This window comes from Acidimicrobiales bacterium (assembly GCA_041394185.1).
GTDB lineage: Bacteria > Actinomycetota > Acidimicrobiia > Acidimicrobiales > Poriferisodalaceae > JAAETH01.
This window is the reverse complement of record JAWKIQ010000002.1, coordinates 806,022-827,017: the sequence shown is the minus strand read 5'-3', so window position 1 is coordinate 827,017 and position 20,996 is coordinate 806,022. Positions and strand designations below refer to the sequence as shown.

General features: G+C 64.7%; 25 protein-coding genes and 3 tRNA genes. 10 read left to right on the top strand and 18 right to left on the bottom strand.

Annotated elements, in window-relative coordinates; genetic code table 11:
• Positions 1–4 precede the first annotated feature (4 nt).
• On the top strand, positions 5–589 hold the full coding sequence (locus R2770_11460; protein ID MEZ5281077.1) for a hypothetical protein: 585 nt from the start codon (positions 5–7) through the stop codon (positions 587–589).
• 35 nt (positions 590–624) lie between these two features.
• Here the strand turns inward: R2770_11460 and R2770_11455 are convergent.
• From R2770_11455 to R2770_11430, 6 genes are all read right to left on the bottom strand, one after another.
• A tRNA-Phe gene (locus R2770_11455) sits at positions 625–697 on the bottom strand.
• Position 698: 1 nt separating this feature from the next.
• Positions 699–773: transfer RNA gene (locus tag R2770_11450), tRNA-Asp, on the bottom strand.
• Between the two features lie 82 nt (positions 774–855).
• Complete coding sequence (locus R2770_11445; GenBank protein MEZ5281076.1) at positions 856–1,230, bottom strand: DUF983 domain-containing protein; 375 nt, start codon at positions 1,228–1,230, stop codon at positions 856–858.
• Positions 1,231–1,413: 183 nt separating this feature from the next.
• Positions 1,414–2,517 carry a crosslink repair DNA glycosylase YcaQ family protein gene (locus R2770_11440; protein MEZ5281075.1) on the bottom strand — a complete coding sequence of 368 codons (1,104 nt, stop codon included), beginning with the start codon at positions 2,515–2,517 and terminating at the stop codon, positions 1,414–1,416.
• A 36-nt stretch (positions 2,518–2,553) separates the two neighbouring features.
• Positions 2,554–3,144 carry a TetR/AcrR family transcriptional regulator gene (locus R2770_11435; GenBank protein MEZ5281074.1) on the bottom strand — a complete coding sequence of 197 codons (591 nt, stop codon included), beginning with the start codon at positions 3,142–3,144 and terminating at the stop codon, positions 2,554–2,556.
• Between the two features lie 45 nt (positions 3,145–3,189).
• Entirely contained in the window at positions 3,190–3,582 is a 393-nt protein-coding gene (locus R2770_11430; protein MEZ5281073.1) for a PGPGW domain-containing protein, read from the bottom strand.
• Positions 3,583–3,618: 36 nt separating this feature from the next.
• Here R2770_11430 and R2770_11425 point away from each other — a divergent pair, with 36 nt between their 5' ends.
• From R2770_11425 to R2770_11415, 3 genes are read left to right on the top strand one after another with little or no spacing between them, the layout of a single operon-like run.
• Positions 3,619–4,599 carry a hypothetical protein gene (locus tag R2770_11425; protein ID MEZ5281072.1) on the top strand — a complete coding sequence of 327 codons (981 nt, stop codon included), beginning with the start codon at positions 3,619–3,621 and terminating at the stop codon, positions 4,597–4,599.
• A gap of 50 nt (positions 4,600–4,649) precedes the next feature.
• A complete protein-coding gene (locus R2770_11420) occupies positions 4,650–6,176 on the top strand; it encodes a M1 family metallopeptidase (protein MEZ5281071.1) in 1,527 nt (508 codons plus the stop codon).
• A 28-nt stretch (positions 6,177–6,204) separates the two neighbouring features.
• The gene (locus R2770_11415; GenBank protein ID MEZ5281070.1) at positions 6,205–6,951 is read left to right on the top strand and encodes a glucose 1-dehydrogenase; all 747 of its coding nucleotides are present in this window, start codon (positions 6,205–6,207) and stop codon (positions 6,949–6,951) included.
• Positions 6,952–6,983: 32 nt separating this feature from the next.
• Here R2770_11415 and R2770_11410 read toward each other — a convergent pair whose 3' ends face one another.
• The 4 genes from R2770_11410 to R2770_11395 form a co-directional block, all read right to left on the bottom strand.
• On the bottom strand, positions 6,984–7,754 hold the full coding sequence (locus tag R2770_11410) for a L,D-transpeptidase (protein MEZ5281069.1): 771 nt from the start codon (positions 7,752–7,754) through the stop codon (positions 6,984–6,986).
• Between the two features lie 5 nt (positions 7,755–7,759).
• Positions 7,760–8,236, bottom strand: a complete 477-nt coding sequence (locus R2770_11405; protein ID MEZ5281068.1) for an Ig-like domain-containing protein — start codon at positions 8,234–8,236, stop codon at positions 7,760–7,762.
• A 76-nt stretch (positions 8,237–8,312) separates the two neighbouring features.
• Positions 8,313–10,316: an AAA family ATPase gene (locus R2770_11400; protein ID MEZ5281067.1), complete on the bottom strand. Its 2,004-nt coding sequence runs from the start codon at positions 10,314–10,316 to the stop codon at positions 8,313–8,315.
• 113 nt (positions 10,317–10,429) lie between these two features.
• Complete coding sequence (locus tag R2770_11395; protein ID MEZ5281066.1) at positions 10,430–11,407, bottom strand: MBL fold metallo-hydrolase; 978 nt, start codon at positions 11,405–11,407, stop codon at positions 10,430–10,432.
• A 108-nt stretch (positions 11,408–11,515) separates the two neighbouring features.
• Between R2770_11395 and R2770_11390 the strand changes: the two genes are divergently transcribed.
• Both R2770_11390 and R2770_11385 read left to right on the top strand, forming a co-directional pair.
• On the top strand, positions 11,516–12,436 hold the full coding sequence (locus R2770_11390; GenBank protein ID MEZ5281065.1) for a hypothetical protein: 921 nt from the start codon (positions 11,516–11,518) through the stop codon (positions 12,434–12,436).
• Complete coding sequence (locus R2770_11385) at positions 12,433–12,726, top strand: MGMT family protein (GenBank protein MEZ5281064.1); 294 nt, start codon at positions 12,433–12,435, stop codon at positions 12,724–12,726. Before R2770_11390 ends, R2770_11385 begins: the two co-directional genes overlap by 4 nt.
• Before the next feature lie 9 nt (positions 12,727–12,735).
• Here the strand turns inward: R2770_11385 and rpmG are convergent, their stop codons facing one another.
• The 3 genes from rpmG to R2770_11370 all read right to left on the bottom strand — a co-directional run bounded on the left by rpmG (position 12,736) and on the right by R2770_11370 (position 14,891).
• Complete coding sequence (rpmG, locus tag R2770_11380) at positions 12,736–12,900, bottom strand: 50S ribosomal protein L33 (GenBank protein MEZ5281063.1); 165 nt, start codon at positions 12,898–12,900, stop codon at positions 12,736–12,738.
• Complete coding sequence (gene rpmB / locus R2770_11375; GenBank protein MEZ5281062.1) at positions 12,900–13,136, bottom strand: 50S ribosomal protein L28; 237 nt, start codon at positions 13,134–13,136, stop codon at positions 12,900–12,902. The genes rpmG and rpmB overlap by 1 nt, the downstream gene beginning before the upstream one ends.
• Positions 13,137–13,259: 123 nt before the next feature.
• Positions 13,260–14,891, bottom strand: coding sequence for a PQQ-binding-like beta-propeller repeat protein (locus tag R2770_11370; protein MEZ5281061.1), 1,632 nt, complete (start codon positions 14,889–14,891; stop codon positions 13,260–13,262).
• A 58-nt stretch (positions 14,892–14,949) separates the two neighbouring features.
• Between R2770_11370 and R2770_11365 the strand changes: the two genes are divergently transcribed.
• The 4 genes from R2770_11365 to R2770_11350 all read left to right on the top strand — a co-directional run bounded on the left by R2770_11365 (position 14,950) and on the right by R2770_11350 (position 17,797).
• Positions 14,950–15,393, top strand: coding sequence for an NUDIX hydrolase (locus R2770_11365; protein MEZ5281060.1), 444 nt, complete (start codon positions 14,950–14,952; stop codon positions 15,391–15,393).
• Between the two features lie 63 nt (positions 15,394–15,456).
• The gene (locus R2770_11360) at positions 15,457–15,687 is read left to right on the top strand and encodes a hypothetical protein (protein MEZ5281059.1); all 231 of its coding nucleotides are present in this window, start codon (positions 15,457–15,459) and stop codon (positions 15,685–15,687) included.
• A gap of 61 nt (positions 15,688–15,748) precedes the next feature.
• Complete coding sequence (locus R2770_11355; GenBank protein MEZ5281058.1) at positions 15,749–16,438, top strand: response regulator transcription factor; 690 nt, start codon at positions 15,749–15,751, stop codon at positions 16,436–16,438.
• 27 nt (positions 16,439–16,465) lie between these two features.
• Positions 16,466–17,797, top strand: a complete 1,332-nt coding sequence (locus R2770_11350; protein MEZ5281057.1) for a HAMP domain-containing sensor histidine kinase — start codon at positions 16,466–16,468, stop codon at positions 17,795–17,797.
• Between the two features lie 3 nt (positions 17,798–17,800).
• Here the strand turns inward: R2770_11350 and R2770_11345 are convergent.
• The 5 genes from R2770_11345 to R2770_11325 all read right to left on the bottom strand — a co-directional run bounded on the left by R2770_11345 (position 17,801) and on the right by R2770_11325 (position 20,899).
• A tRNA-Glu gene (locus tag R2770_11345) sits at positions 17,801–17,873 on the bottom strand.
• A gap of 62 nt (positions 17,874–17,935) precedes the next feature.
• The gene (locus tag R2770_11340) at positions 17,936–19,147 is read right to left on the bottom strand and encodes an MFS transporter (GenBank protein ID MEZ5281056.1); all 1,212 of its coding nucleotides are present in this window, start codon (positions 19,145–19,147) and stop codon (positions 17,936–17,938) included.
• A gap of 27 nt (positions 19,148–19,174) precedes the next feature.
• A complete protein-coding gene (locus tag R2770_11335; GenBank protein MEZ5281055.1) occupies positions 19,175–19,663 on the bottom strand; it encodes a DUF2017 family protein in 489 nt (162 codons plus the stop codon).
• A gap of 1 nt (position 19,664) precedes the next feature.
• Positions 19,665–19,964 (bottom strand): ATP-dependent Clp protease adapter ClpS, encoded by a 300-nt coding sequence (gene clpS, locus R2770_11330; GenBank protein ID MEZ5281054.1) that lies wholly within the window; start codon positions 19,962–19,964, stop codon positions 19,665–19,667.
• Entirely contained in the window at positions 19,964–20,899 is a 936-nt protein-coding gene (locus R2770_11325; protein ID MEZ5281053.1) for a COX15/CtaA family protein, read from the bottom strand. Before R2770_11325 ends, clpS begins: the two co-directional genes overlap by 1 nt.
• Positions 20,900–20,996: the final 97 nt, after the last annotated feature.

The window sequence follows — 20,996 nt, the reverse complement described above, 5'->3', positions numbered from 1 at the left end:
GTATGTGAGCGGGCAGAGTCGATCCGAGCGGCTTTCCAATCTCGATGTGGTCACGATGGTGGTTCTGGCTCTGGTGATGTCGGGCGCGGTTGGCGCAACCCTCATACGCCAGTCTTCGATCGATTCGACAGCCTCTGCCCGCCTGGTCATCACCGATCCCGTCGATGGCTGGCTCGACGGTCCGGGCGGCCTCGAGGCAGACCTCGAACTGGCCGCGGCGGCCGTACCCGAGGCCGTGGTGGTGAGGATCGGTCGCGATGGGCGGTCGCTCGAGTTCAAGGCCTCGGGCGGATCGTCAGCGACGAACCAGACCCTGCTGGCCCAGAGCCTCGCCGCCTACGAGGTCAAAAGGTCGAACCTGCGCGCCGAACTGGAGAGGCGACTCGAGTTTCTGCCGGCACTGGTGGAGGTCGCGGCGGTCAGGAGCGACCAGGGCACCGAAACCGCCCAATGGATGGTTCGGCTAGCCGGCTCGTGGAACACGTCGCCTGTCGAGTCGAGACTCGAGTCGATCGACCGTGTTCTGAGCGAGGCGTTCTGGCAGGTCGCTGCGCCCGAAACAGCCCTGGCAGCAACCGACAAAAACTGAACGAACCCGGACCGAAGCCCGGGTTCGTCGTGCAGTGGTCGGGACCGGCGTCGATCCGGTGACCTACCGCTTTTCAGGCGGTCGCTCTGCCGACTGAGCTACCCGACCGCGGTCCCGACGGGATTTGAACCCGCGACCTCCGGCTTGACAGGCCGGCGTGAACTCCAAACTTCACCACGGGACCAACCGCAGTTCGAACGAGGCCGTACGACCCTGTTCGAAGGAGCGACTAATGATGGACCGAACGATTACGTTTCGCAACCCGTTTAGGACGATTTCTCGGCCAGCTGGTTCTCGGGCAAGTACTCGTCGTGCACCTCGCCGGGCTGGGGCGGGCGCAAGATGGCATCCATCGCCATCCAGAAGGTGCGAGTCGGCCTGAACATGACCAGCGGCGCCAGTATCGCAATGGGAAGAAGGATCAGCAGCATGGTCGCGATCGGGAACTCTGGGTAGAAGACGATCAGCGTCACGCCCAGTGCCACAAACAACATGAAGAAGGTGACCATGGTGTTGACGGCCAGCGCCCCGAGCCAGTGGCCCTCGAGGCGTTCGTAGTGCAGGCCGCACTGCGGGCAGTCCTCGATCATCTTGAAAACGCCGGTGAACAGCTTCCCCCGCCCACACACCGGGCACTGCATGCGACAGCCGCGGCGAAGTGTGCGAGCCCACGGTAGGCCAATGGGTTTTGAGGGGGTTGGAGGATTCATCGGTCTCCGTTCGGCCGCAACCGGGGTTTCAGAACTCTGCATCGAGGGCTCCCGACAGGTCACCTACCCGGCTGACCTTAACATTGTCCGTACCAATATAGTCGGCCAGTTGTCTCAGTTCTTGAGCCAGGGCTCTGACCGTGTCGGCGGGGTCGTCGTCGCTGGCTTCCCCCCACGCAGCGCGACACAACAAGGCGCCACCTTGGCGGTCGTGTTTGAGGTCGACCCGCGCCCTGATGGCGTCGTTGTGCAAGAAGGGCAGAACGTAGTAGCCGTACTTGCGTTTCGGCGCTGGAACATAGATCTCGATCCGGTAGTGGAACCCAAACAGTCGCTCTGCGCGGGTCGGTGCCAGACGAGGGGGTCGAACGGGCTGACGAGCGCCGATTGTGAAACCGTCCTCGACGGCTTGGTGTGGGCCATGAGGTAGCCCGGCTCAGTCCAACCTTCCACTGCGACCTCGACCAGCTCGCCGTCGGCCACCAACTCGGCGACGTGTCGCTTCACATCGGTCTTCTTGAGCCGGTGGTAGTCGGTGATATCGCCGATCGATGCCACACCCAGATGTCGGGTGGCCAGGCGCACCAGTTCGCGGTGAGCCACCTCTCGATCGGTGGGCTCGCGCGACGCCCACTCGGGCAAGACCCGGTCCATCAGGTCATAGCGGCGTTCGAACTGGGCGCCCCTCGTCGCACCGACATCGCCGATTCGAAACAGCCACTCGATTGCGATCTTTGCCTCGTCCCAACCCCACCACGGGCCCCGGCGTCCGGATCGCTGATCGAGGTCCCCTGCGCCGATTGGGCCATTGTCACGAACCTGTTCGAGAACATCGTCGATCAGAGCTTGGTGTTCCTCGACCCATGCCCTGGTGCTGGGTCGCACACCGACGAAACGTCGCGCTTCGTCGCGCCTCCAGTGGAAGAGGTGATGGTGTTGGGCGGGCAGGAACGACGCCTCGTGCACCCAGCCCTCGACCAGCGATCCGTCGTCGGCCAGCCTCGTCAGAACCGAATCGTCGTGGTCGCCCAGCCTGGAATACAGGACCAAATGGTGTGACCTCGCCAAGACGTTGACCGAGTCGATCTGGACCAGGCCGATGTCGTCGAGCACCTTGCGCAGATGCCTCCGATCGACACGCCCCTGCGGTCGCGGCTTGCTCAGCCCGTGGGCCCTGATCGCCACGCGGCGGGCCGTCAGCGCGCTGAGCTTGTCCATGCCCATCGAGTATGGACGCAAACCGACGCTTCGGCCTCAGCCGAGAAGCGCGCCCGCCAGCTTCACCGTGACGCCGATGGTGGCCGCTCGGCTCAGGCCCGACGTCGCGTGTAAGCGCTCCCATGTGGAGAAATCAAAAACAGCGTCGAGCCCGCCGAGGGTGGCCTCGGGGTCCGGCGTGTCGGCTATCTCGGCACCGAAGGTCGACGCGATCTCGGCCCGATCGATCTGCCGGCCACGCTGCATGATGAAAGCAACCGTTGCCGAACGGTTCTCGGCCACCAGACCGGCCCTGACAACTGGGGCCGTGATCGACCAGCGTGTGAAACGGTGTTCGGCGAAGCTCTGAAGCCTCTGGTCGAGACGCATGTCTGCGGCAGGGGGGCGTGTGGCGGCTCTCCACTCGGCCTCACTTCGTGCCGACACCTCGAGAATCAGCGACTTCATGTCGTCGAAGTGGTGGTACACCGACCTGGTCGAAAGTCCTGCTTGTTCGGCAACCATTGCCGCGGTTGGGCGCAGTTGGCCTTCGCTGTAGAGCTGAATCAGTGCGTCGACGATCGCCTCGCGGTTCCGACGTCCTCGCAGGACGCGGCCATCGACAGATCCGTCGGCGGTGGCAGTCATGGCGACCATTCAACACAAGTCGGCCGCGTTCGCAAAATGCTCGCGTCAGCGCAGCAAGAACCACCACACCGAACCGGCAACTGCCGCAGCGGTGACAAATGCCATTGTGACCAGTGTCGACCGAGGAATTCTGCCGTCGGAGTCTGTTGGAATTCGGTCTTGGATCTTCTGCAGCAAGCGGTCGGCCCAGGCCACATCGCGCGCCAGAATCGTCAGCCCCAACGCCAGCAACAACAGCCCAGGACCAGGTCCGATCATGGCCACCAGACCTGCCAGACAGACGATTGTTCCCAACGTCATCCTGGCCAGCCGCACCACGATGTGGGCCTTGGCTGCACCCTCGGTGTGCTCGCGATATCCGGTCTCGAGCTCGGCCTCGATGGCTGCCTCTGTCCAGTTGTGCTCGTCGCGTTGGTCGTCGTCGCTGCGGGCGTTCATCTGTAGGGCCGGCCTCTCGTCATAGCATCGTTCCCGGTGAACAGTCTTCGGGGTCCAGCAGCAAACGCCACCGCCCAATCGCGAGTTCCTGCAAGGGCGGCCTTGGTGGGCAATCCCTCCGATGGTTACGGCGGTGCCGTGCTGGGCCTACCGTTGTCTTCGGTCTCGGCCACCGTCGGTGCTGTCTGCCGCAAACCGACCGGCGAACTCGATGGGGGCCTGGCTCGACTCGTGGCCGCGGCCACAGAGGTCGTGACGCGGTCGGGATGGCCTGTACCCGCTTCGCTCGACTGGTTCGTCGACACCACGATTCCGCGCGAGGTCGGCCTGTCGGGTTCCAGTGCGGTGATCCTCGGCGTGATCGAGACACTGGCCCAATTCGCCGGGATAGACCATTCTCCAGACGTCTTTGCTGCGATGGCCCTCAGCGCCGAGGTCGACGTGTTGGGTTGGACGGCCGGGCTCCAGGACCGCGTGCTGCAGGCCCACAACCGGCCGCTGCTGATGGACTTCGATCCAGGCCTGATGACACAGGTGGACGGGTGGCCTGCGGGCAGATACACCCCCATCGATGCGCGCCTGCTGCCTGCGGTGGTCTTCGTGGCTTATAGAGCCGACATGGGTGAACCGTCGCACGCGGCGTTGGGTCGCACTCGGCTACGCCTCGATCAGGTGCATGCGGTCATGGCCGATTCGGCCGACCTGGCTCGAAGGGCTCACCAGTGCCTGCTCAGCCACGACCTCGCCGGCTTCGGTGACGCTATGAACCGTTCGTTTCAGAACCGGTGTGAGGTTCTGGAGGTGGACGTCCGGCAGATCGAGTTGGTCGACACCTACCGCGACATCGGGGGCGTGGCGGTGAACTCGGCCGGTTCCGGTGGTTCGGTTTCTGGCGCCGTAATCGCCGGTGACCCGGTCGAGGCGCTTGCACGGATAGAGGCGACGGCGACCCGCTGCGGGCACGGCCTCATCGTCGCGCAGGGCGGCCAACTGAGCCCGCAGGCGCGTCGCCCCTAGACGCGAGCGCGTCGTACCAAGGCCCGGGTTCGTCGCTACCTTGGGCCACCATGCGATCGGCGTTGCTCTTTGCGGTGGTGTGCCTGCTTGCCGTGGCTTGTGGCGACGACGGCCTCGAGGGCTATACGTCGGATCGGTCGGAAGTGGCCGAGGACGTCACCACGACCATCGACGGGTCGGTTGCCATACCCACCACCCCTGACACCACGGCGGTCCCGGAATCCACGACGACTACCCGCGCACCCCAGCCGGCGGCCGAGCACGGAATCGATGCGGCACCAGGCCTGGGCGACGCCTACTTTCCCTCGCTCGGCAACGAGGGGTACGACGCCATTTCCTATGACTTGCGGCTCGACGTCGACACGACGACCGACACAGTGCAGGGCGCGATGACGATGCAGGCGAGGGCGCTATTGGACCTCAGGTCTTTCAGCCTCGACTTCGTCGGCATGGATGTGGTCGAGGCGGTCGTCGACGGCATCGCTGTCGAGTACGCACACGAGGACGGCGAGTTGGTGTTGTTCGCGGCCGAGACGATTGCGTCCGGGTCGACCTTCGAGGTCGACGTCACCTATGAGGGCACGCCCACATTGGTCGACTCGCCGGCCTGGCGATCAGGGGTCGGATGGATCGATGCCGGGCCGTTCAGTTACGTCGTCAGCGAACCATCGGGCGCCCATGGGTTCTATCCGGTCAACGACCACCCCAGCGACAAGGCCATCTATCGCTTCGAGATAACTGCGCCATCCGAAGACGAGGTCATCGCCAACGGGCTGTTGACCTCGAGGACCGAACTGCCAGACGGCACCACGACGTGGATCTATGAGCCGCGCGATCCCATGGCCAGCTATCTGGTGACCATCGCCATCGGAAACTTCTTGCTGACCGAATCGACCAGCGATTCGGGGTTGGTGTTGCGCGATGCCCTGGCGCCTCCGTTCGCCCCACTGGCCGACACGATCACCCAGATGCACACCGAGATGATCGACCACTTCGAAGACCTCTTCGGCCCGTACCCGTTCGAGGCATACGGCGCGTTGGTGGTCGACGACGATTTCGGTGGAGCACTCGAGAATCAAACCCTGTCGGTGTTCTCGGGCTCGATCATGCGCGGATCGATCATCGAGGATGTCGTCGCCCACGAGTTGGCTCACCAGTGGTTCGGCGATGCCGTCACGCCGGTGCGCTGGCGCGACATCTGGTTGAACGAGGGTTTTGCGACCTATGCCGAGTGGCTTTGGCGCGACGCCAAATACCCAGACTTCGACATCGATGCCCACGCTCGCGACCTGGCCGACAGGGGACGGGGCCTGTGGGGCCCGCCTGGCGATCCGGGTCCTGGCGACCTGTTCGCATCGACCGTGTACATCCGGGGCGGTCTGACCCTGCACGCGCTGCGGCGCACCGTCGGCGACGATGCCTTCTTCGAGATCTTGCGCACCTACGTCGAGCGAAATCTCCACTCGACCGTGGGCACCGAAGACTTCATCGCAGTCAGCGAGGAGGTGTCGGCTATGGATCTGGCCACTCTGTTCGACGCCTGGCTCTATGAAGGTCAGACCCCAGAACTACCCTGACGCCCCTGCGATGTGCCAGGCTCAGCCCATGTCAGAGGGGTTGCTTTCAGGAAGAGTGGTTCTGATCACCGGCGGTAGCCGTGGCCAGGGCGAGGCCGAGGCCCGGCTTTGCCGGGCCCAGGGGGCCGAGGTGGTCATCACCGACGTGTTGACCGACCAGGGCCAGGCGCTGGCCGACGAGATCGGCGCTCACTTCATGCATCACGACGTCGTCGACGAGGCGCGGTGGGCCGAGGTGGTTGCCGAGACGCTCGACCGTCATGGCCGTATCGATGGCCTGGTCAACAACGCCGGTGTCTTCTTGGTGAGGCCGATGTGTGAAACCTCGCTCGCCGACTACAACCGCGTCGTCGACATCAACCAAACCGGCGTCTTCCTGGGGATGAAGGCCGTGGCCGAAGCCATGAAAGACCGCGGTTCGGGGAGCATCGTCAACATCTCCAGCATCGCCGGGTTGTCGGGCGCCGGAGGCTCCGCTTTTGCCTACGTCGCGTCCAAGTGGGCGGTAAGGGGTATGAGCAAGGCGGCGGCGCGTGAACTGGGGCCTTTCGGTGTGCGGGTCAACAGCGTGCATCCCGGCATCATCGAGACCCAGATGCTCGAGCACTTCACCGTTCTGGGCGACGACTGGCACTCACGGCTTCGCAGCACCATCCCGATGGCTCGCACGGCCGAGGCCGACGAGGTAGCCAACGTTGTGTTGTTCCTATTGTCCGAGATGGCTTCGTACTGCAGCGGGCACGAGTTCGTCGTCGACGGAGCCATGCGGGCCTGAGCGATGCAGCCCGGCTGGTCCCAGTAGGTGACTCAGTAGATCGTCACCGGGGTGCCAAGGGGCACCTTGCCGGCCAGGAACATGATCACGTCGTTGTGCACCCGGGCACATCCGTGAGACACGGCCTGGCCCAGCGATCTGGGTGTGTTGGTGCCGTGTATGGCGACCTGACCGTCACCGCCCGCGTACTCGGTCAGCACCTCCGAGTACAGCGCCAGACCCAGGGCGAAGGGGCCGTACAGCGCATCTGGGTCGGTTGAAGCCACCCGATCGGTCACAAACGTTCGGCCGGTGGGCGTGGGATTGGCCTGGCTGCCCACGGCCGTCTCTCCACGAATCAACAGTTCCTCGCCGTCGTACAGTCGCAGCTCGCGCTGTTCGAGGTCGATCTCGATGTGCAGTGTCGTCCACATCAGGTCGACGTCGTCTGCCCATACCCATCCCGCGGTTCCGTTCGGCCGCTGGTTGAGCATTACCTCGATCCATTCGTCGTGAGGACCGGGCGTGCCCACCACCGACAGGGTCGTGGTAGATCCGAAGTCGGTGGTTGGGTCCAGCAGCGCCACCTGGGTGCCGCCGGGAGCGTCCAGCACCGAGGTGAGGCCCTTCACCCTGGCGATGTAGGCGGCACCCTCGGGTACCGCTTCCCAGTCGATCGGTTCGATGGTGGCGCGGGCGACGTCGCGAACCGCCGGTTGCGCCGGGTCCGGGTCAGACGAGGAGCTCGCAGCGCCCGCGGTGGCGGTGCACGCCGAAGCGGTCAGCGCCAGCGCGGCCAAGAGCCAGGCAAGCCTCGGCTTCATCGCCTTCAGCCGGTGAACGTCGGAAGCGTCGTGACAGGTGGCTCGACGTCCGGATCGGCCTCGCCACCGCCATCGGGCTTGTCATTGGACACCACGATGGTGACTCGCGCCTGGTCGGTTCCACACGAGCCGTCGTCGACGTGATAGCTGAACGAATCTTCGCCCTCGAAACCCAAGCCCGGTTCGTAGACGACCTTGCCGTCCTCGACGGAGGCCTCGCCGTGGGTCGCAGGGGTGACGGACGAGATAGTCAGAGCGTCACCGTCGAAGTCGACATCGTTGGCCAGGACGTCGATGGCGATGGCACCGCTGGGTTCGACCCAAGCGTCGTCGTCGATGGCCAGGGGGGCGCTGTTGACGCCTGCCAGGGCCCCGATGCCGTCGCAAGTGGGCTCATCGTCATCGGCCGCGTTGGCCGACCCACCCATGACGACGAGGGCACAAAGCGCACCACCCGCTGCCAGAACTCGTGCTTTCGACATCGACCGCATGGGGTTCCGTCGGCGGAATCTGGCCGGTTGTGAGGCTAGGGGCCACCGATTTGGCCGTTTCGAGGACTCAGCCGAGGTCGGCCGGGAGCGGTCTGGCGTGGATTATGTGAAGCTGCTGCACCGCTCTGGTCAGCGCCACGTAGAGCACTCGGGCGCCGTGGGTCCAAGCGTCGACTATGGCCGCCGGCTCCACCAGAACTACGGCGTCGAATTCGAGACCCTTTGCCGACGCCGCATCGATCACCGAGACTTCGCCTCCGCCTGGATGTTCGGCGACCATGCCGTTCAGCGAGGACTCCTCGTCGGGGCAACACAGCACGGCAACACTCCTGAACACCTCGGCCAGGCGTCGGGCGGTATCTGCAGACACTTCCAGCAGCTCGTCGCGACCACAGCGGATATGCACCGGTTCGGAGCCGCCGTGACGAACCGAACGCGACGGTGCCAGTCCAGGGGCAGCGGTCGGAAGCAGGCGTGACGCGTAGTCCAGCAGGGTCGCGGGCAGCCGATATCCAACGGTCAACTCGACCATCTCGGGGGCGTGTGGATGGCCTTCGTCGTCGGAGATACCCAGGTGCTCGGCAGCTTGTTCCCAGCTGTTTTGGCTGGCAGGCGTTGTTGCCTGGGCCAGATCGCCCAGAACGGTCATCGACGCGCGTTTTGCGCGCCGGCGGATCATCCTCAGCGCCATCGCCGACAGGTCTTGGGCCTCGTCGACGATGACGTGACCGAACGACATCGGTGCCGTCCCGTTCAGCAGCCACTCGAGTTCGTCGAGCAGGATCAGATCGGCCGACGTCCATCGCTCGTCGCCGACCTTTTTCGCCTTGGCGCGCGCTAGGAGATCTCTCGAATCGGCCAGTGCGGTTTGTTTCATCACCCGGTCGCGCAAGCGCGGGCTCGAATAGAGCTGGCGCAGCAGGTTGACGCCGCTTTGCGACGGCCAGATCTTGGAGATGGCGTCAGCCCATTCGCGCGACCCTCGAAGCCGCCTGCGCAGGTCGTCCATCTGCAGTCGCTCATCTGGATGCCGCTCGTGGCGGGCTGCCAACGCCATGGTCGCCGCCCGTTGCTGAAAGCCTTCGCGTGCCGAGTTGAGCGCGCCACCGGGTTGCAGCACTGCGTCGATCAGTCCGGCGACGTCGTCGGCGTCGATACGAAGAATCCGATGCCCAAGGGGCACCTCGATCGATGCGGTGCTGATGCGGTCGCGCGCCAGGCGCAGCAGCACGTCGGCCATCTCGACGTCTCCCTTGACGATGGCGACCTCTTCTGAATCTGCGCCCTTGGCGAAGACCCGAGGGTTGGCGACGCCCTCGACGGTCAACTGGGTGACGGCGTGTTCGCCCAGCGAGGGCAAGACGTTGCTGATGTAGCGCAGGAACCTCTGGTTGGGTCCTACGACCAGCACGCCTTCGTGGTCCAGTTGCTCACGATGTTCGTACAGCAGAAATGCTGCACGGTGCAGGCCAACGGCCGTTTTCCCGGTGCCTGGGCCGCCTTGAACTATCAGCGTCTTCTCGAGCGGAGCGCGGATCACAACATCCTGCTCGGCCTGGATGGTTGCAACGATGTCGCGCATCTCGCCGGTACGAGAGCGCTCCAGCTCCGCAAGCAGAGGGTCGGGCACCCCACCGCCACCTTCGGCGACGTCGCTGTCGAAGTCCTCGGTGAACACCGCGACGACGCGGTGGTCTTCGACCGTATGGCGCTTTCGGTAGCGAAGCTCGAGCGAGTCCCGCATGGTCGCCCGATAGAACGGGGTCGCTGCTGGGGCTCGCCAGTCGATGACAACCGGCTCGGATCGTTCGTCTTCGATGTGGCGCCGGCCGACGTACAACTCGTCGCGACCATCGTCGATGGAGCCGAAGAACACGCCGTTGGGGTCGTCGACGAGGCTGGCCAGGCGTCGACGCAGGGTCCATTCGGCAATTGCAGCATCGACCTCGTTGGCCGCGCCGGCTGCGGCAACGGCCGCCGACGTCTTTGCCCGCATGTCTGCCAGCAGCTCGCGTGCACGGTCGTGCACACCCTGCTCGTGCAGGGTCAAGGAATCGGGTTGGCCTTGCATGGTCTGGGACGATCTCCTGAGCCGGTGGTGGTTGCCGTAGCGGAGGAGACGTGCGCAGCGGTGGATTCAGGCCCGTCGACGTCGTCGAAGAAATGTAGCAGCGGCCGTTCTGGTCAGGTCAGTGAATAGCGGTCGGTGAGCCTGTTGGTTCCGCTCTCGGAGACCACGGCGCCCTTGTCGACGAGGCCGAGCAGATGGGCATGAACCGAGCGTGCCGCCGCGGGCCACAACTTCTTGTGTACCGCTGCGTACAGGGTGGGAACCATCTCCTGGATCGTGTGAACACCGGTTGACAGCTGCTCGAGTATCTGGTTCTCGCGATTCAGGCGATGTTGCACCAGGTCTGAGACGTGCTTGCTGGGGTTGGTGATGGGCGCCCCGTGGGTGGGCCAATAGGTGGCCTCGCTGCGCTCGAGCAGTTTGTGGAGGCTCGACATGTATTGCGACATGTTTCCGTCCGGCGCCGAGATTACGGTGCTGGACCAACCCATCACGTGGTCGCCAGAGAACAGCGATGCGCCCTCGTCCCATGCGAAACACAGGTGGTTCGAGGTATGGCCGGGCGTGTGCACGGCCTCGATGGTCCACCCGTCGCCGGCGATTACATCACCGTCGACCAGCCTCACGTCTGGATCGAAATCGGCGTCGAAGCCACCGTCATCGTGATGGTCTTCGTCCTGCGAATCACCGGCGCTGGCCTCGACCTCGTCTGCGTCGTCGATTCCGAAATCGATCGTGTCGGTTGGGTCGGGTTCGGGCATCGAGCCGTGGGGTCCAAAACCATAGGTCAAGGCCCCCGTCTTTCGAGCGAACGGGGTGGCCAGCGGCGAATGGTCGCGGTGGGTGTGGGTCACCAGTACGTGCGTGACCTCGTCGGCTGCTACTGCGTTCATCAGGGCCTCGAGGTGCGAGTCGATGGTGGGGCCCGGATCGATGACGGCAACCGACGTACCCGAACCGACTATGTAGGTTCCGGTGCCGCGGAATGTGAACCTCGATGGATTCTTCGCTATGACGCGTCTGAGGCCCGGAGCCACCTGCTGAACGGTTGCGGTGGGTTCGTCGAAATCGAGGTTGAAATCAGGGGGCACGACACTGATCTTCGTTCAACGTTGTGGTGTGGGCAAGCCCGCGCCGCAACGTAGTCCCCTCGCAGCGCTAGGATCGGTCTCTTGCGGGCGCTATGGGAGTGTGGAACGGTGTCAACAACGACGGGCCGAGGCGCGAAGCGGGCGGGCCGCAGCGCCACCAATACCAACCGAAACCTGTTGGCGGCTCTGCTCATCGTCGCGGGTGCGGTGTTGATCGCCGTGTCACCGGTTTCCGCCGACGGTGAAGCCGTTCAGTGCGCCGATGTCTCGTTCGACTTCGACACCCTGGGCCAGGGTCCGCTGACGAAGAACAACCCGACGTTCGGCCCGGTGGCCGTATCGGTCCCAGCGGGCACCTACGACATCATCTTGGTCTCCTCAGATCCCACGCATGCTCCTGGGGCCTACACCGATCAGATGCACGAGTCGTGGTTCCTGGTCACAGACTCGGGCTTCACCAGCCCCGTTACCCCCGACCTGGCCGACGCAGACCTGTCGACGTCGATCGTCATCAACGGCATCAACCTGGGTGCCACCACCCAAATCACGGCGGTTTGGGCGGGCCAGGCCCCGTCCTTCGACAGCGTTCACCCGGCCGTGACCTTCCGATGTGTCATCGAGCCGTCGACCACGACCACGGCTGGGCCCACCACAACCCTTCCAGCGACATCGACCACGGTGCCCACAACCCTTCCAGCGACGTCGACCACTGGGCCCGCAACCACTGCGCCCACCACCACTGGGGTCGTCACCTCGACGACCGAGGGCGCCACCTCGACGACCGTTGCCATCTCCACCACGACCGAGGGCGGCATCGTCGGTGGCCTCGGGTCCACCACCACAACCGGTTTGGGGCAGACCGGCGATGGCGAAGACGGCACGGCTGGGCAAGACGTGCTCGCCTACACGGGGCTCAAGACCAATCTGGCCGTCGCGGGCGTCAGCCTCATCGCTGCAGGTATCGCTCTGGTCGTGTGCGGGTCGTATCTCGACCGGCGCAAGCTGGCCGTGGTTCACGCCGCGCCTTGAGCGACAGCGAGTTCGAGCGGGCCGTTCGGGCCGTAGTGCAGTCTCTCGAGCCAGGTGAGATAGCTACCTACGGAGAGGTGGCTGCCGAAGCCGGTAAACCTCGTGCTGCGCGCGCCGTGGGTGCGATCTTGTCCAAGGGCGGAATCGACGGGTGGTGGCGGGTCGTGAACGCGTCGGGACGTCTGGTACCCGGCCTTGAAACAGAACACCTCCGGCGCCTGAACGCCGAAGGTGTCAAAACCCGCAATGGGAAGGTTGTGATGCGGTCGGCGCGAAGGGCCGACGACTAGCGCTGTTGGTTAGCGCTCTTCCTTGAACACGACGTGGCGGCGAAGCACGGGGTCGTACTTCTTGAGCTCGATGCGCTCGCGTGTGTTCGACTTGTTCTTGCGGGTCACGTAGGTGGTGCCGGTGCCCTCGGTCGAACGCAGCTTGATGATCGGGCGCTTGTCTGACTTGGCCATCAGATCTTCTCCCCACGGCGACGCATGTCGGCCAAGACGGCCTCGATGCCCTTCTTGTTGATCGTCTTGATGCCCTTGGTGCTCACCGTGAGCGTCACCCAGCGCTTCTCGCTGGGAACCCAGAAGCGCTGCTTCTGGATATTGGGCTTGATCCACCGCTTGGTGCGGCGATGCGAGTGGGACACGTTGAAGCCCGTGGTCGGGCGCTTACCCGTGACCTGGCAAACCTTGCTCATCGCTTCGAAGACCTCGTTGAAGAACTTTGGCGTACCGAACAAGCGACAAGGACAAGTGAACAGTCGCGAACACGCCGACGTAAAAAGCTACCAGCAGTTTCGTCGGTCGCGCCAACAGAAGTTTCAGTTCGGTCGATGATCTCCGATCGCGTGCACCTTGCCCCCGCGCGTGCCCACATAGATCGTTCCGTCCCAAACCGCCGGGGTGGACTCGATACAGCCACCGATGTCGACCCGCCACAGCTCGGTTGGTGTCGCTCTGGTGTCGCTCACGTCGAAGGCGTGCAGAACGCCGTTGCAGTCTCCCTGGATCAACACGTCGTCGACGACGACGGGTGATTGCCAAAGAGGGCCGACCAGGTTCAAGGTCCAGACGATCTCGCCGTTTTGGCGGTCGATGCCCAGCACTCGGCCGCCGTCGGTGGCAGCGATGACGATGTCGCGGTAAAGGGCCGAGGTGGCCCATACGCCCCCGTCCAGCCGAGCGCTGTCGTCTATCGACCACACGATTGGGTCGTCTGGCTTGGAGGGGTCCAGCTTGATGATCTGTCCGACTTCACGAGCCCGGGCCAAGCCACGCTCGTACTCGGCGCCGACGTACAGGAATCCTTCGTCGTCGATGACGATCGATGCGTCGACGTCGTCACCGGTCCAGAACCGGAACACCCGCTCGGGTTCGACTCCCTCGGCCAGACCTTCGATGTCCCAGCCTTGTACCAAGCCACCCGAGTTGGCGAAGTAGACGACGTTGCCCGAGATCGCCACCGAGTTCTCGATCGATACGTTGTTACCCACAGCCCGAACCAGCTCGTCGTCCCAGCCGGCGGCGTGGAAGACGATCTCGGGATCGACCTGCACCAGGCCGTCGGGCCCGAGCGTGCGGTTCAGTTTGACGATGTGGAACCTCGAGTTCTCACCGCCTTCGAACAGATAGTCGTCGATGATCAGCGCCGCGCCGTCCCAGTCGTTGTTCCACTTGGTGGGGCCGACATCGTTGGCGGCCAGCCGCCAGAGCTCGACGAGTTCGCCGCCCGGGCGGTCCCACGCGAGCACCCGGAAGTAGTTGTCGCGCGAACCCGAGTAGATCAACGGGAAGCCGTCGGGGTCGATCGTGACGCTTCCCTTGATGATGTCGCCTGTCGTGAATGCATCGAACTCGGGTTCACCGCTGTCGGCGTTCAGCACGTGTATGGCTCGGTCGTAGGCCCCGAAGGCCATCCAAGTCTCGTCGTCCACCTCCCAGACCGAGGGCTGGCCCGTCCACCCGGTTCCGCACCAGGTGCGGGTCTGTCCGCCCGATGTCGACTCCGAACACATCGAACCCGAGTCGGGAAACGACCACAGCACCTGGGGATTGGTAGGCACGGGACCCTTGCCGTAGAAGGTGCGCGTCGGTGATCCCCTGAACGTCAACAGTCCGTCGACTGTGTCCGACCACGGAACGCCGACCGCCTGGGGGTGCACCCACCCGTCGAACGGAAACGTCGTGCTGGTGGTCGTGGTCGAAGTCGTGGTCGACGTTGTGGTTGCAGCCTCGGTGGAGGTGGTGCTCGATTCGATGGTCTGGGTTTCCTGGCCGGCCGGCGGCGACGACGTGGTCGGCCCAGCTTCGAAGATCGAGGTAGGCGCGGCGGTGTCACTCGAGCCGTTTGCGTCTAGTCGCAACGCCAGGGCTGCAACGATGACCGCAGCAATGAGTAGGCCCACCAGCACTGCGAGTCGCCGGGGGGAGACGCTCTGTGGCCCATCGTTCATCGTTCAACACGATATGCAGCCGGGCCGACCACAAGTGCAAACCGCTAGCTTCTGATCGATGGGCAGATTCTCGAGAGCCGTTGTCGACCGCGCCGCTGGTGGCGTGGTCTGCCGTCAGGGACCGGACGAACCGGAGATCCTTCTGGTTCACCGCAGTCGCTACGACGATTGGGCACTGCCCAAAGGCCACGTTGACGACGGCGAATCGTGGTCCGAAACGGCCCGTCGCGAGGTGTTGGAGGAGACCGGCGTGCGCGCCCAGGTGTCGGGTGCCGCGGTGCCCGTCAGCTACACCCTGCCCGGAACGGGATCCGATCCTGGCTCGGGCGACGAGGTGGTCAAGATCGTGGTGTTCTACCCCATGCAGGTGCTCGAGGAGGGTTGTGGCACCCCCGACCCCGACGAGGTCGACGCCGTCGAGTGGGTGCCGGTGGGCTCGTGTCCCGAGAAGATGTCCTACGCCGACGAGGTGCAGATTCTGGTTCGTATGGGGTTGGCGTAGCGCGCGGGGCGTCGGGTTCGCTAGCGTGTTCGGGTCAGTCGCCATCGGAGGAAGTCAGGTTCAATGAACAGCTGGGGCCCCGCATTCATTCGCAGTGCAGTCGTAACGGTCGGGTTCTTGGTGTTTTCGTTCGTCCTGAACGTGATCATCACCACCGTTGGTAACGACCCGGTCGCCGAGTACGAGAAGAAGCATCACGACGAAGAGGGCGACCATTCCGAGGACGAGGGTGACCACTCCGAGGACGAGGGTGACCACTCCGAAGAGGGCTTCGGCGTCGTCTTCGTCGGCTGAGCTGCCGGTTTCTCACACTTTCTTCACTCTCGTGCGGTACCTCTGATTGCGGAGGTGCCCTATGGCCGAGGCAGCGCACAAGATTCTCGTCGTCGACGACGACCGCGGCGTTCGCACGTCGCTAGAGCGCGCCCTGATATTCGAGGGCTACGTCGTGGACACGGCGAGCGACGGCGTGAAGGCCCTCGATCAGCTCGACGAGTCGATCTCGGCCATGGTGCTGGATGTCTCGATGCCGAACATGGACGGGCTCGAGGTGTGTCGCCGGGTGCGCGCATCGGGCGCCGATCTGCCGATCTTGGTGTTGACTGCACGGCACACCACGTCGGATCGGGTTGCGGGCTTGGACGCCGGCGCCGACGACTATCTCGTCAAACCGTTCGCCTTGGAAGAACTGCTGGCGCGGGTGCGCGCCCTCTTGCGGCGGGTCGACAAGCGCTCGACCGAGTCCGACGAGCTGGCTTTCGGCGACATGCGGCTCGACCGCGGCACCCGGATGGTGCATCGCGGCGATCGGCGGATCGACCTGACCCGCACCGAGTTCGCCCTTTTGGAGTTGCTGATGGAGCGACCGGGCCAGGTGCTCACCCGCGACCAGATCTACGAGCACGTCTGGGGCTACGACTCGTCGACCAGCAGCAACTCGCTAGAGGTCTACATCGGCTACCTGAGACGAAAGACCGAAGAGGGCGGCGAGCCTCGTCTGGTGCACACCGTGCGAGGGATCGGTTATGTGGTCCGGGCTGACTGATACACCCCAGACGATGGGCGATGCACCGTGAGCATCCGCACCCGAGTTGGCGTGCTGACCGCTGTGGTGACTGCGGTGGCCGTGGTGTTGGTGTCGTTCGTGTCGTGGGTGTCGGCCAACCGCGCCATGCGCGACACGGTCGATTCGCAGCTTCGCGAGCGCGCCGCGGCGTTGGTGCCCGACGGCGATCGCCGCCCGGCACCGTTCCTGGCCGGCGACGTCAGCGTGCAGTTCATCAACGCGACGGGAACCGTGGTGCGTTTTGGTGAGCTGACCGTTCAGGTCACCACAGACGACATCTCGGTCGCCGAGTCCGGTAGTGGACAGGTACTGCGCGACGAGGTGGCGATGACCGCAGATGGTGAGACGTTGCGCGTGCGCGTGCTCACCGTGCCGGCGCGCGTGCCCGAGGCGCGGGTTCGTGGCGCTGTGATGCTCGCCAGGCCCCTGTCGGGGATCGAGGGCTCGCTCGAGCGACTGCGCGGTGCTCTGGTGCTGCTGTCGTTGGCGGGGGTCGGCATGGCGGGTCTGGCGGGCCTGGCCATCGGGCACCGGGCGATGCGCCCCGTGTCGCGCCTCACCGAAGCCGCCGAGGACGTCTCTCGCACCCGTCAGCTCGACACGCGCATCGAGATCGAACGCAACGACGAGCTGGGCCGATTGGCGCACAGTTTCAACACCATGCTGGGCGCTCTGCAGCAGTCACGTGAACAACAAGAGCGCCTGGTGTACGACGCCAGCCACGAGCTTCGGACCCCACTGACCAGCCTGCGTACCAACATCGAGTTGCTGAAGCGGGCCGACTCTCTGACGCCAGAGCAGAGGGCCCCGATTCTCGACGATGTGTTGTTCGAGCTAGACGAGCTGACCGCCCTGGTCAGCGAGCTGGTCGACCTGGCGACCGACCAGCACCGAGAGGGCGAAGCAGAGCGAATCGACCTGGCCGAGCTGACCGCGATGGTGGTCGAACGTCACCGGCGCCGCAGCCCGGTGGTGATCGAACTAGAGGCACAGCCGTCTTCCATCGTCGGGGTGCCCGCTCTGGTCGAACGTGCGGTCAGCAACCTGATCGACAACGCCATCAAGTTCTCGCCCGCAGACGCAACGGTGTATGTCGTGGTCGCGGGAGGCGCCGTCGAGGTCAGCGACGAGGGTCCCGGGATCGACCCAGCCGACCGAAGCTCGGTGTTCGAGAGGTTCTGGCGTGCTCCCAATGCCCGCACCTTGCCGGGGTCGGGGCTGGGCCTGTCGATCGTGGCCCAGGTCGCCGAATCTCATGGAGGCACGGCTCAGGTCATCGACGGCGCAACTTCGGGTGCCACGGTGCGGCTGGCGTTTCCCTCAGCCGACGAGGCCTAGTAGCACCCCCAACGGGATTCGAACCCGTGCTGCCGGCGTGAAAGGCCGGTGTCCTAGGCCGCTAGACGATGGGGGCTGGACCGCCACATGGTAGAGCCTCATCAGGCCATTCGACACCCCAAAATCGGGCCGGGCGGATCAGCTGACCTGGCGACCTGCTGCCGAATCACCCCGCGAGCCGATGCTGAACATCACCGCGGTGACGGCCACCAGAACAGCGGCGACGTACATGGCGGTGGGCAGCGACGTCGACTCGCCTATGAACCCCAACAAGGGAGGAGCGGCCAGGAACCCGACGTCGCCGGCAGACCGATACAACGCCACCGCCATGCCCCGTAGGTTTGGTGGTGCGATGTCGGCCACATAGGCCGCAGGCGCGGGCCCCGCGGTGCCGGTTCCCAGCGTCATGATGATGTTGCCGACGACGAAGCCGCCGGCGCTGGTCGACGACGCGACCACGGCGGTTCCGGCCGCCGCCATGACGCCAGAGAACAAGATCACCGAGCTTCGGCCCAACCGGTCCGACGCCCACGCGGCGGGCATCAGGGTGAACAGGGTCATGAAACCCGTCACCATGAACACCAGCCCAATCTCGCTGGGGCCCCAGTCGAGGGCCTCGGTTGCGTGCAGCGGGGTCAGGGTGCCCCTGGTGCCGGCGCGGGTCATGAAGATCGTCGCCGTGACAGCGGCCACCAGCAGGAATCGTTTCGTGGTCAGGAACGTCCACGCGCTGACGGGAGGCTGATCCGGGTCGACCTCGCCGGTGTCGGCCTGGCCGCGGGTCTCGGGTAGGCGTACCGCTGCGTAGATCGCGGTGGCGATGGCCGTGACTCCCACGACGTGGAAGGGCGTTGAAAGGCTGTAGGTGTCGGCGACCAGGCCGCCGATGCCCGGACCCACAGCCACACCAACGCTGAGAGCCCACTGGTTGGTGGCCACGTATCGAGCCCGCTTCTCGGGTGGGGCGATGTCGATCAGATAGATCATCGCCCCGCTCATGTAGAACGCCGACCCGCCTCCGGCTATGAACCGCCAGAACAGCAGGGTCCATATCGAGTCGGCAAAGCCTGAGCCGAACATTCCGACGGCGGTGATGATCGGTCCGCCGATCAGCAGCACCCGCCTGCCGAACCGGTCGGCCAGCATGCCGGCCGGGATGTTCAGGATCAGCCGGGCCAGAGCGAACACGGTCAGCGTCAAGCCGACCATCTCTGCGCCGACACCGAAGTCCTTTGCGTAGAGCGGCAAGACGGGCGACACGATGCCCTGGCCGACCATGACCAGGAACGTCGAGCCACACAGGACCAGGAGCGCTTCTGAGTTTCTCAGCCGTTGGAGCAAGGCCGTCACGGCGTCTTGCTATCACCAATGGCGCTGTCAGGCGTACTCGGATGCGTCGAGTAGCTCGCCCAGGAGAAACCCGAGGTAGTGATACATGGCGACCGCGGCGTCGGTGGGGTCTTCTGGATCGAGCTGATCTGGGTCGTCGTCCTCGCTGACGTCGAGTCGCGTGCCCAACACCAGGCGGATGTCGTTGATGGCCGCTATCCACGCCTCGTGTTGCTCGAAGCTGAGGCGTTCGTTCCTGACCGTCGCCTCCACCAGGTCGAGGCGATCGAGTCTCGCCGCCAACAGGCGGTCTCTGGAACTCGCCTGAAACTCGAGGTCGAGGTCGGGGTCTTCTGCGTGCGCTGTGGGAAACAGCCTGCGAACGGCCTCGTCGACATGGCCTGTAGGAGCCACGTCGACCAACAGGTCGCGCAGTTGTGGAATCAGGTGGGCGATGAGGTCGCGTTCGTCCGGGGTGATGTCGAAGTTCACCCCAGACGATGTGCGCTTGATGCGGCGCCGGTTGAAAAGCCCCACGTCACTTGTCCTGCTGCATGGTTGCCCACAGCCCGTATTCGTGCAGCCGAAACACATCGCGTTCGGCCTCGAACCGGGTGCCGTTCGAAACCACCGCGCGGCCCTTTTCGTGAACGTCGAGCATCAGCATGGTCGCCTTCTCGCGCGAGTAGCCGAACAGCTTCTGGAACACCATCACGACGTATCCCATCAAGTTGATGGGATCGTTCCAGACGATGACCACCCACGGAACGTCCTCTTCGACGTCGGTGCCGGTGTCGCCTTCGCGAACAGGCGTGGTCGACGTCGAACCCACCGGCATCATCGAGCGGCCGACAACTCGCGTTCGGAGACGTCAACCGACGCCGCGGCGTGCATGGCGAGTCGCACGGCGATGGTGAATATCACGCCCGAGATCGCTACGTGAACCGCGGCCAGGGCCGCCGGCGTGCCCGTGAAGTACTGGATGTAACCCAGTGTTCCCTGTGCCACCGACGAGATCACCAGCCACCTGACCGTGCGTTTCACGGCCGAGACCTGCTCGCCCCTGTCGGTGGCCGCGTCGAGACTGAGCCAGGTGACTATCAGCAGAGCGATCAGCACCCACACGCTCGAGGCGTGGAGCCTGGCCGCCCAGCGGAGCGAGACGTCGAGGCGCTCGGCGGTCTCGTCGCCTGCGTGGGGCCCTGCGGCCGTGACCACGGTGCCCAGGAACAAGATCACACAGGTCCAGGCAGCGGTAGCGGCCACCAGGAAGCGGGCCCGCGGCGCGGCGATGGGCACGTCAGCAGACCCCTCGATCAGATGGGTCGATTGCACGACCAGCATGGTTGCCAACGCTATGGGTACAAGGGTCAGCAGGTAGTGGCCCATCACCATGCTCGGAGCGAGATCCCACAGCACCGTGATGCCACCCAGTACGGCGTTGGCCAACACGAAGACGATGATCCACCACGACTTGGCGACAAATCCGGGCTGACGTGGCGACATCCGGCGGGCGAGAACCAGGGTTCCGATGCATGCCGCAACGATCACGAAGCTGAACAGACGATTGGCGTATTCGATGACGCCGTGGATGTCGGCCTCGGGAACCAGCGACGTCTCGGTGCAAGTGGGCCAGTTAGAGCATCCCAAGCCCGAACCGCTCAACCTCACACCGGCGCCCGTGAAGATCACTGCGACCAGCGTCACCAGCGAGGCCGTGGCCCAGCGCCGGAACTTCACCAGTTGGTCGGGGTGGCTCGTCGATCGTGACACGTTCATGGAAGCTATTGCCCCGCGCAGCCCACCGCCACCCTCGAAGGTCACTAATCGGGGCCGATTCGCCCGACGGCCACGAGGAAACGAAGGCTTC